This is a genomic window from Ruegeria sp. HKCCD3925 (assembly GCF_057221175.1).
On record NZ_JBWVBI010000005.1, the window covers coordinates 106,835 to 120,139 of the forward strand.

Annotated in this window: 11 protein-coding genes; 6 read left to right on the forward strand and 5 right to left on the reverse strand. The window is 52.4% G+C overall.

Going from position 1 to position 13,305, the window contains the following annotated elements:
* Nucleotide 1: 1 nt before the first annotated feature.
* Nucleotides 2–1,324 carry an exonuclease subunit SbcD gene (gene sbcD, locus AC2TEM_RS13230; RefSeq protein WP_170423367.1) on the reverse strand — a complete coding sequence of 441 codons (1,323 nt, stop codon included), beginning with the start codon at nucleotides 1,322–1,324 and terminating at the stop codon, nucleotides 2–4.
* Between the two features lie 144 nt (nucleotides 1,325–1,468).
* Nucleotides 1,469–3,271 carry an AAA family ATPase gene (locus AC2TEM_RS13235; protein WP_170423368.1) on the reverse strand — a complete coding sequence of 601 codons (1,803 nt, stop codon included), beginning with the start codon at nucleotides 3,269–3,271 and terminating at the stop codon, nucleotides 1,469–1,471.
* A gap of 596 nt (nucleotides 3,272–3,867) precedes the next feature.
* On the opposite strand from AC2TEM_RS13235, the gene AC2TEM_RS13240 reads away from it, so the two are divergent.
* From AC2TEM_RS13240 to AC2TEM_RS13260, 5 genes are all read left to right on the forward strand, one after another.
* On the forward strand, nucleotides 3,868–4,575 hold the full coding sequence (locus tag AC2TEM_RS13240) for a hypothetical protein (RefSeq protein ID WP_170423370.1): 708 nt from the start codon (nucleotides 3,868–3,870) through the stop codon (nucleotides 4,573–4,575).
* Between the two features lie 257 nt (nucleotides 4,576–4,832).
* Nucleotides 4,833–5,831 (forward strand): hypothetical protein, encoded by a 999-nt coding sequence (locus AC2TEM_RS13245; RefSeq protein WP_480856245.1) that lies wholly within the window; start codon nucleotides 4,833–4,835, stop codon nucleotides 5,829–5,831.
* Between the two features lie 151 nt (nucleotides 5,832–5,982).
* The gene (locus AC2TEM_RS13250; RefSeq protein WP_170423374.1) at nucleotides 5,983–6,534 is read left to right on the forward strand and encodes a Mu transposase C-terminal domain-containing protein; all 552 of its coding nucleotides are present in this window, start codon (nucleotides 5,983–5,985) and stop codon (nucleotides 6,532–6,534) included.
* Nucleotides 6,531–7,508: a TniB family NTP-binding protein gene (locus AC2TEM_RS13255; protein ID WP_480856246.1), complete on the forward strand. Its 978-nt coding sequence runs from the start codon at nucleotides 6,531–6,533 to the stop codon at nucleotides 7,506–7,508. The genes AC2TEM_RS13250 and AC2TEM_RS13255 overlap by 4 nt, the downstream gene beginning before the upstream one ends.
* Nucleotides 7,509–9,302 (forward strand): TniQ family protein, encoded by a 1,794-nt coding sequence (locus AC2TEM_RS13260; protein WP_170423378.1) that lies wholly within the window; start codon nucleotides 7,509–7,511, stop codon nucleotides 9,300–9,302. It abuts the gene before it with no gap.
* A gap of 371 nt (nucleotides 9,303–9,673) precedes the next feature.
* Here AC2TEM_RS13260 and AC2TEM_RS13265 read toward each other — a convergent pair whose 3' ends face one another.
* Complete coding sequence (locus AC2TEM_RS13265; protein WP_170423380.1) at nucleotides 9,674–10,696, reverse strand: serine/threonine-protein kinase; 1,023 nt, start codon at nucleotides 10,694–10,696, stop codon at nucleotides 9,674–9,676.
* The gene (locus AC2TEM_RS13270; protein ID WP_480790333.1) at nucleotides 10,689–11,186 is read right to left on the reverse strand and encodes a hypothetical protein; all 498 of its coding nucleotides are present in this window, start codon (nucleotides 11,184–11,186) and stop codon (nucleotides 10,689–10,691) included. Before AC2TEM_RS13270 ends, AC2TEM_RS13265 begins: the two co-directional genes overlap by 8 nt.
* 275 nt (nucleotides 11,187–11,461) lie before the next feature.
* Here AC2TEM_RS13270 and AC2TEM_RS13275 point away from each other — a divergent pair, with 275 nt between their 5' ends.
* Nucleotides 11,462–12,259 (forward strand): hypothetical protein, encoded by a 798-nt coding sequence (locus tag AC2TEM_RS13275; RefSeq protein WP_170683860.1) that lies wholly within the window; start codon nucleotides 11,462–11,464, stop codon nucleotides 12,257–12,259.
* A gap of 75 nt (nucleotides 12,260–12,334) precedes the next feature.
* Here the strand turns inward: AC2TEM_RS13275 and AC2TEM_RS13280 are convergent, their stop codons facing one another.
* Entirely contained in the window at nucleotides 12,335–13,231 is an 897-nt protein-coding gene (locus tag AC2TEM_RS13280) for a LysR family transcriptional regulator (protein ID WP_170423384.1), read from the reverse strand.
* Between the last annotated feature and the right edge of the window lie 74 nt (nucleotides 13,232–13,305).

Sequence of the window (13,305 nt, forward strand, 5' to 3'; positions counted from 1 at the left end):
CTCAGGTTTCTTCGTCCACGAGCGCTTCACGGAAGACTGCCAGATGGCGGTCTTCCGGGTCGATCCCGTGCTTTTCTCGGAAAGCCGGCGCGAAGAGCGCCTCTGGCGTTGTCTCACGAAGGCTTTTTGCAACGGAGGCCGTATTTCTCGTGATCAGGTTCGCACCATCCGTTTCCTTACGCACGCGGATGCCAGCAAGCCTTAGGCCCCGCGCCTTAACACGGTCAGTGGCGTCGGTCATGATGACAGACGCCGCGTCCGACGCTTTCATTTCAAGATAAATAAACGGTCGAAGACCGATGGGGGTATCAACGCCAATAGGGTTTTTCTCTAAAACCTTGTCGAGGGCGTCGTCGAGATCCTCGATGTCGATAGCCGTTACACCGCTCCCTTTGTCCGGAATGCGTAGGATAGGAACAGGCCGAGGCACGGAGACATGGCGATGGCTCAACGCGCCGTCCGTGAGATCGAGAATCGTCACACCGTGGTCATACCCGATTTCGGAGGCCGAGAGGGGAAAGCAGGATCCGCTATATCGCACTCGTTCGCCCGTGAAGGTCTGCGGCCTGTGCAGGTGCCCCAAGGCTACGTAGGAAATTCGTTGAGGAAAGACGTCCGGAGGAAGAGCATGGTTTCCACCAATCATGATCCTGCGTTCGGCGCCTTCGCTCTCGAGCCCACCCGCGCAGTGCAGATGCGCCGTCATCACGAGCGGGAGGTCGGAATGGCCGAGCGCGTCCATACGGGACGCAGCCGACGCGGTTATCTCCTCAAAGAAACGGCGGGCGGCAGCGGCAATTGGGCTTTCAGATGATGCTGAAGCATCGCCGAAGGAAAGACCAGGCAGGTTCGACGCCCTTAAAAAGGGAACTGCAAGAACGTAAAGAACTGCCTTCCCGTTCGCGCCGCAGATGGGAACGAGGTGGTGGTCGAGATCGATCTCGCCCGGAAGGATCCGTCCCGTTTCCACGCTGGGTGCACCGGCTTTGCGGCGCACCGCGCCGATGACATGAAAATTGTGTGCTTTCATAAGGGCAGAGGGTGCTTCGAGGCGGCGGACCGGATCGTGATTGCCGCCGCTGATGACAACGCAGATACCCGGACGGCGCTCGCGAAGTGCTATGAGGCTACGGTAGAAGAGTGCCTGGATTTCACCTGAGGGGTTCGTGTTATCGTAGATGTCGCCCGCAATCAGGACCAGATCAATTGCTTCGCGCTCGACGACGTCAGCCAGTGCCTCGAACCAAGCGCGATGTTCGTCTTCCCGATCCCAGCCGTTTAGGCAATGTCCAAGATGGATGTCTGCTGTGTGAAGAATACGCATGCGATTATCCAGGATCTGAATCGTTCAATGATTATTCTCTCAAATCATGCACGGTATCAGTCTTTCTATAGTTAGTTGAGCGGAAATTGGAATTTTTGTCACCCGATCAAACGCTATGTGTCAGGAACGAGAAGGCCAGATCGGTCAACCTCCGAGGCGGAAACTATCCTCCCACTCATTTTGCGCGACCGCTTGGCCGAGCTCCTCTAACACCTTGGACACAAATTCTTCGGCGTCACACTCCGGGGCTTTTCCATCTTCATGGTGCGTTGGCTGTTTGAGGAGTTGCAGTAGCGCCTGCAAATCTTTTTTGATTTCCTCGCCTTGCTTTATTGCGCGATAGGCTTCGAACGGCTTGCCGGTGGTCCCTTGAGGCAAACCGATGCGGCGTTCGAAATCTGGAATACTTACCTCATGTGCCACTCCGATACCGAGTGCCCTTGCCTCGTTAACGAGTTTGCGTATTTCTGCATTGTGCGACCAAGAGCTGGATTTTTTTAGCTTTCCATCTTTGTTTTTGGTCCTGCCGTATGGCCAATCGCAGTCATGCAACACGCCAAAATCTTTCTGGAAATGGATGAGCATCTTCATGATCGCTCGGAGCTGCGGCTTTCCCCGCGCCTTAATAATTGTGACTTGATCGATGAGTTCGTGCCCAACCTCAACTACGGCGGCTATGAAGGCTGCGTGCTCTGTGTCACCCTCTACCAATATTGGGTAGGTTCCAAAAAAAACTTCGCAGAAGGTTGGGTCCATCTCCTGAATTGCCTTCAGGGTTTCCTTTTCGTCGCCGGTGAAGCCAGCCTCGTCAGTTCGGAATGTGCGCGGTCCGGAGTTTTCACCCTCACCTTCGCGTTCGAGACGCAGGATAGTAGTGTGATCCATTGCAGGATTCACAAAGAGCGGCGAATGAGTGGTCATCATAACTTGCCACTCAGCCTGCTCGGCAAGCTGGTATAGCTGCCGTTGCGCTGCACGAGCGGCGAGTGGATGAAGTGCGTTTTCAGGTTCATCTATCAAAAGGATGTAACCGGGCAGAGCAGGATCATCATCGTCGTCAGGTAATGCGCCGCCAGCATTTATCGAGTTGATTTGGGCTTGTATCTCTTTCGATTTTTCAGGGCTCTTTTTGGCCTTACGCAATTCAGTCGTTAATTCCTTGACCTTGGTTGCACGAAGTTTTTTGTCGTTAACGAGGCGATTTCGAACCTGAAGCATAGTCCAAAACAACGCTCTCTGCGCGCCCGCGCCTTGCTGCGATAGTTGAACATCCGCCCCGCCGTCTGTGACACGCAATCCGGAACCATCCGCAATTAACTTGGCAGCGTCGAACTTCGGAGGCGCGGCCTGAACATCCAATTTGACCGATAGTTCAGGAAATACAGTAGTAAAGCCTTGTTCTACGTCCGAGACCGCCTCGCTGAATTGAGCCTTCTGGTCCTGAACAATTTCGTCGACGCCATCGTTAAGCTGCGCGATAGCTTTGGCGAGAGAGGTGTTCGTGTCTGCAGCGGCATTTGAGAGCGCAGTGCCGACTGGTTCGAGGACGAGTTTCATAAGGGCTTTTTCGGCCTCGATGGGGTCTCCCCGTGATCCAATCCGGACCGGCTGAGGCAAGCGAGCCTTGAACACATTGTCGGCACCACCGGCTTTACCATCTTCGGCGTATCCGTCGTTTTCATCTTCTGCTTGACCGGGCTTGCGGGTTTGTCTGATAGGGGAAACCTTGCCGTCTTCGACTTTCTCCGGCCACCATTGCCATCTGCTGGTGAGAATTCGGAGGCCATCTCTTTCCTCCTTCCATTCTTCATTTATGTTGCCAATTCCTTCAGGGATATGAACTTCAAGGATCACCTCAGAAGGTTGGTCATCAGGTGCAGTGGCACATCGGTCGCGAGACCAGTCAAATTTTTCGCTGCCTTGGGCAAGCTCGTAAGCTCGGAGCAATGTAGACTTTCCGGAATTGTTCCGGCCAACGACGCATACGACGTCATCAAGAGCTATATTTATGCCGTCGGATCCAATGCAGCCAATATTTCGCACAAATAAACGAACTAATTTCGATCTATTTTCAACCATTTTGTCCTTACTATAGAGTATTTGGTAAATGCACTCACTGTCGTCTTCTCAAATAGTTTTCGCGACCATGGTCCAGTGTGGCGGTGGTTAACCTTTTGTTCAACCCTCGGTGGCGTCCATCGCACCCTTACGTCTAAGTTCCGAAGGTTCGCAGCGAGGCAACCAGAAGCTGTTTGTTTCGTTCAAAGTGGTGATCTGCCTGGATTGCCGCATCAGTCATGGTGGTATTGTGTTTGAGTGTTGGCAGAGCTCAGCCAACAGTTTTGAATGACTTGAAGAAAGTTCTCATCTGAAGCTTGATTGGTCGCTCGGCGATTCGGCATTTTATCGACAAGCAGTTGGAAGTTGCTTTTTCAAGGCGAAACGGAAAATTCTGGCCCAGAATTTTCCGTTTCGCTCTCGTTAACTCACTGTAAAACATTCTTTTCTTGATCTCCCATCGTTGCTTGTGCATTTGGCGAGGCATGAAGATCGATCCTGACGCACTTACTCCCGCCCGCCGGATTCACAAACGCGGTAAGAACCAAAAGGCGAACTTCCTGTCTGGACATAAGCTGGATGGCATTGTTCAGACGGAAAGCCGGTTTGAATCAGCAGCGGTGTATTTGGCCATGATTGATCCGCGCGTGCAGAAGATCCGCCCGCAACCGCTGACCTTCGATCTGGACACCGGGAAGATCTATGCGACGAAGGAGGATCTGACGCTCGAATATGCAGGCTCCGGAACAACGCCACGCCCGTATACTCCGGATCTCAAGTTGACCCTCAACTGTGGCGGTCACGTGTTCGTCGAGACAAAAAGCACGTTTTTCATTGCAGACAATCCTGACTACCGCAGGTTGCCTGCTCAACTGGCCGAACTTGGTCACCAGTTGCTTTTGATAACTGAACAGATCCTCACAGAAACGCTCTCGCTAAACGCCAAACACATGAGACCGTATGCCGGGGAAAAATTGGCAAAAGCACCTGCCTCTGCGATTGCCAACCTTGGTGAGGGTCCATTTACTTTCGCCGACGCAATGCGTGCCACTGGTCTCAGCCAAAGCGACATCATCCGATCTATCCTGACCGGAATCCTTGCTTTCGACATCCAGAACCAAGACCTCGGCCCCAAAACAACCCTGAAGGCTGCAGGTGGAAGCACTGCGCATCTGGAGATTCTTGCGCTATGACAGAGATGATCGAAAAGTATGACGGGCGCCAGAGTGGTATCGATGGCGTTCAGCATGAAGTCATCGGTCGAGTTGTCGGGCGGCCTGCAGTGCAGCTCAAATCGCCTGAGGGCGTGGTTCACGAGATATCCGACATAGATTTCCGGCTTCAAATATCGCGTGGCAATGTTGCGCCTGATGAACAGGCATCAGCTTCTGGTCGATACATAAGTATCGAAGAGCGATTGAACGCTCAGTTTCGATCTGAAGTCATCAAAATGGCCGAGAGATTGAGGCAAGATGGCTTCAATTGGGAAGAACGGATCATATTGATGCGTAAGCACTTTCTTGCGGATTTGCGTTTCGCAAAGCATGCAGAAAGGTTTCCTGGCGTCCGGGCAATTCAGAAATGGATAAAGGCACATCGTGAGCAAGGTGACGTTGGCCTCAAAGATGGCCGTTACCGATCCGGGAATAGAACTACTCGTAACGATGCGCTTTTCGAAGAAATTGTCCTCGATATTCTGGAAGAGCAGTATCTGAGAACGGACCGCAAAACAGCGAAGGCAGTCTGGAGAGATGCCCGGGCTGTTTGTCTTGAGCGCTGTGCCAATTATGACATCGAACCTCAACCGCATGGCCAAAAGGTTGTTGATCGGATCATCCGCAGCCTGCCGCACGCCGACGTTGTGAAAACACGCGTCGGCGGTCACGAGGCCAAAATGCGGCTCTTGCAAGCGGGTCACTTTGCGCGAGTAGAAAGGCCATTCGAACGTGTGGAGATGGATAGCACTCAAGTCGACCTGTTTATCGTTGTCGACGACAAAGGAACAGTGAGCCGACCATGGGTTTGCGCGGCTATTGATTGCGCGACAGGAATGTGCGTCGGCATGCAACTCAGCCTGAAAGAGCCGGCGTCCGTTCTGACAGTCCAGACCCTGAAGGAAATGATGCTTCCCAAGTCAGACGGGTTCTTTGACAAGTTCGAAATCGAAAACAGGTTTCCATATTACGTGCGCCCAATGGATGTCGTGACGGACCAGGGCAGCGAAAACTCAGGGGATGTCATCGAAAGCGCCGTCAAAGCAGCACTTTTTGAGTTGAATCCGAACCTACCTGGAACCCCACAAGGCAAGCCTTTCATCGAGCGGTTCTTCAGGACGTTGAATATGTTCCTAACCACTCTGCCAGGAGCAACCGTCACTTCCGAAATGAAGGGTAAAGACCGGACAAAAAAAGGCGATGAAAGAGGCGCGGCTCACATTTCAGGAGTTTGAGACCGTCATGCAGAGATGGCGGCACGACGTCTTTGCAACGACCCCACAGCGCCGAATTGAGTCCGCGCTGAGGACCACAGAAAGCCCCCTGAAATGTGCTAAAAGGTTGAGCGAGGATTTCTTTATCCCCGAGCCACCCACACCGGATCAAATGAACCAGATGTTTTTCGGTGGCCGTGCCACTCGCAAACTGCATCGATATGGTATTGAGTTTGAGCGTATCCAATATTCGTCGAGCGCACTTCGGAAGCTGTTCGAAACAATCGGTGAAAGTCATGACCTTTCCATCCGTTATGACCCAACAGATGTCCGCGCCATTGGGGTCATTCACCCAAGTGATCAAACGATGATCATGGTTTCCGCCAAAGATGCCTTCATGCCAGCCATCTCGTTATCTGAGTTGAAGCGGATCCGAAAAGCTTTAGCGCCGGATCCCGAAGAATTCCTGTCGGGGCAGAGGGTTCTGGCGGCGATAGCCAAAAAATTTCACCATGGGGACAAACCATTGGGCACGAAACGCAAGCAGCGTGTGAAAAAGAACGCTCAGCGTAGGCGGGACGCAGAGATCATCGAGAACTCGAAAACGCCCCATTCAGCCACGGAAGAAATTGAACAGGCAATTGGTGACATTTCGAATGACACTCGAACCATGCTTGCCCGACCCAAGCCACTGCCGCAAATCGAACGGAGATCGAAGCCGTGACCAGCAAGTTTGACCCGAGCCTAATGGATATCCGCATCCGGCATCGCGCATATCAGGACAGCTTCGATGAGATGCTTAGTGCCGTCAAGTTGGCCCGGCATCAAACAGGTGCAATCATTCCACTGCTTGGACCAACGCGATGCGGCAAGACTGATCTTCTTCATGATCTCCAGGATGCTCTGAAGCGCACCACCCAAGGTCCGGGAAAGACGGTCCCATCCCCGAACTTCGGACTTGAGACCATTCCTGCGAAACCCAATGATCTGGATTTGTATCGCACCATGCTGCGGTCGTTCGGCTACTCTTATGGGCCACGTGAGCGTATCGGCGATCTTCGAACGCGATTGATTCAGAACGTGCACGACGAGGGTCTTGAGATCATCGCTTTGGATGAATGCAATCATTGTGCGGAAACCGGTGCCAACCTCTCGGCGCGCGCGACGGGCGACCATTTCAAACGTCTGATAGACGATGCCGGGGTTATATTGATCCTGGCGGGACTGCCGAAGTTTCAGAAAATCATCGATGAAAACGAGCAATTCCGCGAGCGATCGCTGAAAACGATCCACATTCTCCCATATTCCTGGAGCAGCGAAGATGATCGGGTGGCCTATTCGGAGGCTGTCTTCAGTATCTTTGACCTACTGGATCAATGCGACGTTAAGATCGATTTCGATGACGAGGAAATGGCGGTCCGGCTCTATGGTTTGTCTGGCGGTCGCGTCGGGCAAGTGCTCCGTATTTTGAAGGGCGCCTCGGCTGTCATAAAGGACAACGTGATGACGTTTCAGGACGTTGTTCGAGCCGCGAGACAACTGGTTCAGGATCAGGCAATGCCAGAATGGTTCCTCCAACCAGAACTCCCAACTGACACCCAATTGGCCAGATCCTACGTGGCAGTCATGCACGAAGCGGGACTTCCGGTTGAGCCAATCACTGTCGGTGACCTGGAAGCTGTCGGAGCGACCGGGTAGGTGCCGCCCAGATCGATTACACCGGAACCAGACGAGAGCCTTGTCGGTTTCCTTCGCCGTGAGGCACGCGAACATGGCTACCTGCATGTGTCGGAGTTTTTCGGGCTTCTTGGGCTGCCATATGGCCGTCCGATGGTTGAGGCCCTGCCTGGGGTAGCTGATAAGCTCGGTGTCCCCCTCCACCAACTGGAGGCGATCGCCCCGGCGGAACGAGCGACGCAGCGAACTCTGCAATGGCGTTTCCAGCGCACGCACATAGATCCTTATTGTCCGGCTTGCCTCGAGGAGAGCAGGTTTTGGAGGCAATCCTGGCGGCATTGCCTGGTCAGCGCCTGCCCCATTCACCATACGCGACTGGAAGAGACATGCCCTCGTTGTGACGCCGTCATAACGACAAAAACCGGCGGCCTGCAGACATGTGAGTGCGGTCAGGACCTCTCAGATAGGCCGGCGGAAGAGGCTGAACCCTTTGAAGTCTGGGTCAGTGAGTTGATCGCATCCGGGGGGTGCAGGTCATCTATCGCGTTTGGTTTTGGGCCGTGGTGCGATGATGCCCCGAACGATTTGGCTTCTTTTGTCTATTTCGCAGCCACTGGATCCGCTGAAACAAGAACCGGGAAGCAGGGCAAAACACCGCTGCCCAAAAGCCTGGAAGAGACGAGATCGTTTCTTCGCCTTGCCGAACCTCTGTTTCAGAACTGGCCCTCAGGCTTCGATGAGCACGTTCGTATTCGTCTCGCTGAGGGAGATATATCCGCAAACAGCGCTCCAGCGCAGTTAGGCAAATGGTATCAGCGTTTGATGGCCTTCCGGGGCGAAGCCTATAAGCCGTTCCATGATCGTCTTCACCAGACTGTTGGTCAGCACTTTGAAGGCTCCTACTCGGTCGGTGTATCGGGTGACCGAGCATGGATCTCCGCGGCCGAGGCAAGTCGGCAGCTTGGTGTGAGAGCAGAACGCGTTGTGGCAGCTGTTGCTGCTGGCGCGCTCCGTGGCCGTCAATCAACATCAGGCTACGGACACAAACATACCATGGTGCCTCGAGACGAAGTGGAGGTCCTGATCGCAGATCGGGATAACTACCTCTCTGCGAAAGATGCAATGGCGTTCCTTGGCGTTGGCAAAAACCAGTTCAATCTTATGCAGGAAGCGGGGATGGTTGCGCGTGAGGACGTCGATGCGTTGCCTGCCTTGATGGATGGCCCTTTCGATCTGAGAAAATTGAAGGCTTTTCAGGACCAAATTCGCATAGGGGACCGCGGTGATTGTCACAAAGAAGCAATAGCTTTCCGTGACATCAATCTTCGTAAGACGACGGATCGGTCGGCGCTTCTCGCGTTCTACAAGCGCATTTCCGAGGGAAGCATTGCGCCCGTTTATGCAGATCAGGACAGCAGATTGGGTGACTTCCGATTTGCGGCCGATGATATCACTCGCGCGCTGCAGCCCAGTGTTATGTCGGTTCAGTGGACTGCGCATCAGGTCGCAGAGATCACAGGATGGAAGCCAGAAGTGGTTGTGCATTGGTGCAGGATCGGGCTTCTTGCATCAGCTACGTCATCACATGCGTCCAAAGAGAAATTCCTGGTATCCCCAGAGGATTTAAGTGCATTTCAGAGAGAGTTCATTCCGGTGGCTGATTTGGCCCGTCAGCAAGGGTCGTCAGGAAAAGCGCTCAGGAAACGTATGGAAACTGCCGGCATCAATCTCATTGGTGAGAAGTCGGTTGGCACGACCAACCGAGGCGCTTTAGTTAGGATCGCTGATTTGGTGTCTGCTCGACAATCTCAGTAGTCTTTTCTCATTCCGCTGTGCGGAAAACCTTGTGATTAGGGATTAAAATGGCTGACATAGGAAGCCAATACAAGAAAGAGCCCACGGCAAAAAGCATTGCTGGGGACCCCTTTTTTGATGTCCTAATGTTCGTAGGTTTTTTGATGAAATTGGCTCTGGATTACCAAACAGGGCTTAACTTGTAGCTGCAAATTCCGAAGACTATGCTTTGCGGGCGTTTGGTTCTCCCAGGTCAATATAGAGATCAGCCGAAACAGGCGCGTTGATGAATTTTTTGGTCGCAGCCGACTTGTCACTCTTGCTTGTGGCACTCCTTCGAGGAGCTGCCACTTCGCGTTTCTTATACGCCTTCGGATTGTTTTTGACAGTATTCATCCTTCAGATTTCAAGACACGCTTTAACTTTGCTTCAGTCATACTGTTGCAACAGTGTTCGCTTTTGCGGCGCGGCCTGCCTCCCTTAATGGACACAAATTCAGTGGAACCATCGGGTAAAACAGAAAACCTTCTTTCAGTTTCACCGTCTGTCCGAGACCATATTTTACCTCCGGCACCTTCCTCAAAGCGCCAATCTAAGCAGTCTTCAACGATCGCGAGCGCATTTGCCACTTCAAGAGCCGAACTGTAGCGATCGTTTGGATCCATCTCCAAACATCGCACAATCACCTTCCTAAGTCTATCTGGGATGTGTTCAGGAAACGTTGATCGATTTGGATATGTTCCGCTCTGGAGAGCTCTCACAATGTCGTCTCGAGTGCCTAACGCCTGAAATTGATCGCGCAGCGCACCTTCCCCGCAACACATTCTGTAGAGCGTTAAGCCAAACTGGTAGATATCGAAACGCAGGTCGTGAACATTTCCGTGGAGGACTTCAGGGGCAACGATGGGCGTGTAGAAGTATGTTTGCATGGCCTGACCGAGATACATTTGCTTTGCGAGACCAAAGTCTGAAAGAAGCGCTTCGCCTCTATCAGATATGAGAACGTTGTCTGGTTTGATGTCAAAGTGGATGAGGCCCTTGGAATGGATGTTGTGAAGGCCAGAAAGAAGTTGGCATCCGAGGCGAACTATTTCTCTCACGGTCAGGTTTTGGGCGGCCATTAGTGCCTTTAGTGACCCATTTTGGAAATACGGGAGCGCTAAATAGACGTGGTCGGCATCTTCACACGCATAAAGAATTGGCACCACATTCTGGTGTGAAGTCGCATGAAGGATTCTTGCCTCATCAAAAAACTCATCTGACGAGGCAAAATCAGCCTTCCTGATACGCTTCATGACAATTTCATTGTCCAACTGAACGTCATGAACAACATAGGCAGTCGAGTTCCGCCCTTCATGCCCTATTTCTCTTACCAAATTGAACTGAACTTCGGCACGGTTGTGAGGCTTAAGCATTTTCTGCTCCTTTTGCGCACAGAATGGCTTCGCGTTCTTCTTTTTTCATTAAGTGCCAGTTCTCAATATCGGGTGCTTGCCTGTTCTCAATCATCGGTTTGAATTGGTCTCGCGAGATGCCGACTTTTGCCGCGATCGAGGAAACATGGCCTATATAGTAGCCTTTCAGGTCACTGCTTGCGAAGGCCTCCAAGATGACTCCTTCAAACTGTATTCGAGCGATATTTTTAGTCTGCGCACTCGGCTCTGTGGTTCGCAGGCCCGCCTTTTCAACTTCAAACTCGCGAAGGATGTCCAACAAGTTGCTCCTCACGTATTTTAACGCATCTGGTGGGTCAAACGCCGCTGGAACCACAATTTTTTCAACGCTTTGAACAACTGACGCATCGGTGTCAAATATTGCAAAGACAACAAATGTTGGAGCCACACGGATACCAATGGTAATCAAATTTTCCTCCATCAGGGGTAATGAATTACGTTTGCGACCCATCCTTAGAGTTGATTTCCCTTGGTCTCAATTGGGGATCTGCGACGAGCACTGAAACCATACATCAGTGGTGCAATTGTGAAATTTTATGTAAGCCATCTTGTTCCCGGCAGGCATCAAGCCCATATTTGGCGTTGGGTGAATCCCTGACCTGTCGCCGGGTCAAACCTTCTTTTACTATTGGTGGTTGAACTTCAATCACACAAAGCTAAACAACTTCGATCAATCAGATCCTGGGTTGTGTGTAATCGGCGATCGCGACTCCCTGGAGAACGACTATGATCGAAACGAAGATCAAATTCCATTTTTGCGAAACCGACCTGCCGCTACTGAAAGCAGCTGCCGAGCTGCATCATCGGGCCATTTCGCCTACACATCGTCTTGAAATTCTGGCCCGAGGATGTGGCTTTAGGACCTTGGCATCGCTTAAGGCGTCTCTCAACCATTCGCGTGGCAGTGAGATTGAGTTTGACCTTGACCCCGCCGCAGCATCTGAATTCGCAAACGAGCGTGGACACAGTTTCACAGCTTACGACCTTTATGCCGTGCTCGCTACAGCCGCTCGGCCGAAAGTTGCCCGGGAAAACCCACTTCTTCACAATTGGGGTTTTGGGTTGGGGTGTTTGGAGCCTAAGCGACACGAACGCGAGCAGATCGTCGCGGGGTTGCCCATCGAAGAGCGGTGGAGCGCTGTGCAAAACGCAATCCAAAATGACCTGAGTGAGCGCCGGATAGATCTTATGCAGATCCAACCTCAGCGCGAATTTCTCCAAGCCTTGGCATTCGCCTCGTGCATCAAGCCACTCAAGAATCCAAACATGCGTCACACAAGTTACGGTTTGAAACACATCGCCGAAAAACTTGCGTTTTCTTTGCCGGGGGAGGTTTTGCTTTCAGAGAGCTATGTCAGCAACACCAATCTGATTGCTGCTGCGCTTTATTCAGGGTTCCACGCTCACTCTCCAGAGTATGTGCAGGGCTATTTCAACAGCAGCCCAAACCCAGAGTTCAATATGTCAGAGCGGTCGATCAAACCTTTGATCGAAGAGCGTGATAGAAGGCGCCGTGCTGCATGACACAAAGAACGGGAGAGGTCTGCCTGGCCTCTCCACATATGGAGATTTTACTCTCGGGTCCACAACCTGTCTTCTTCAGGCTTGATACTCCCCGAGCTGCTTCCTCAAATGCTCGAGAAACAATCGGACGCGGTGTGGTTGGAATGCTTTGTCGGGATAAACGCCGAAAACGCCGACGTCTGGAAATCTGTCATCCAGGTAAATTTGGGAAAGTCGCCGGGCCTCAACCAGGTCCAAGGCCATGATCTCCGGCAATAACCCGATCCCCATTCCCCGGATCAGCGCTTCTCGGTAGATGTGGGTTTGGTTTATCACCATGCGCCAGGGTTGCCGCAATTTGCGCAGGCCGGTCTTTGTTAACAGCGGCCAGCTGTCGCCAAAGCGTGAGCCGCCGAACGCCAGACAGGCATGGTTGTCGAGCTCCTGAACGGTGGTCGGCACGCCACATCTTTCAAGATAGGATGGGGCAGCAAACAAACTCAGCCGGGTATCGGTTAGTTTGGTGACAATCAGGGAGCTGTCTTCAAGCGAGATCGCCAACCGGATCGCAAGATCGACCTTTGCACTGACAAAATCAGTCTGATCGTTGTCGAACACCAGATCGAACAACACTTGCGGATAGAGCTTCTGGAAGCTTTCAGCGGCATCCATCAGCAGAGTGCCCATGCCTTCGGGCGCTGCCACGCGGACAATGCCCGAAGGACCGACGCCTTTTCGATCCGCAACATCCTGTTCCAGTTCCGCCATCTGGTCCAGCATGGTTTTGCAGCCATGATAGTAACGCTGACCCGCGTCGGTCACCTCCATCGACCGTGTGGTGCGGTTGATAAGCCGCAGACCCAGCATCGCCTCAAGATCGGCCACATGTCGACCTACAATTGCAGGGGTAACGTTCTGATCCGCGGCAGCGGCTGCGAAGCTGCCCAGTTCGACCACGCGGGCGAAAACAGCCATCTTTCTGAGCTTATCCATTCGATACTTTTGGTAAGTTCTCTGTTGCATAATGCTCTAATTATATTTGCTTTCGTCAAGGATATATAGCCTCC

Bases quoted from the DNA above. Each gene is read 5' to 3' on its own strand.
- sbcD (WP_170423367.1), bottom strand. From the start codon at position 1,324: ATGCGTATTCTTCACACAGCAGACATCCATCTTGGACATTGCCTAAAC.
- AC2TEM_RS13240 (WP_170423370.1), top strand. From the start codon at position 3,868: ATGAAGATCGATCCTGACGCACTTACTCCCGCCCGCCGGATTCACAAA.
- AC2TEM_RS13245 (WP_480856245.1), top strand. From the start codon at position 4,833: ATGGCCGAGAGATTGAGGCAAGATGGCTTCAATTGGGAAGAACGGATC.
- AC2TEM_RS13250 (WP_170423374.1), top strand. From the start codon at position 5,983: ATGAACCAGATGTTTTTCGGTGGCCGTGCCACTCGCAAACTGCATCGA.
- AC2TEM_RS13265 (WP_170423380.1), bottom strand. From the start codon at position 10,696: ATGCTTAAGCCTCACAACCGTGCCGAAGTTCAGTTCAATTTGGTAAGA.
- AC2TEM_RS13270 (WP_480790333.1), bottom strand. From the start codon at position 11,186: ATGGGTCGCAAACGTAATTCATTACCCCTGATGGAGGAAAATTTGATT.
- AC2TEM_RS13275 (WP_170683860.1), top strand. From the start codon at position 11,462: ATGATCGAAACGAAGATCAAATTCCATTTTTGCGAAACCGACCTGCCG.
- AC2TEM_RS13280 (WP_170423384.1), bottom strand. From the start codon at position 13,231: ATGGATAAGCTCAGAAAGATGGCTGTTTTCGCCCGCGTGGTCGAACTG.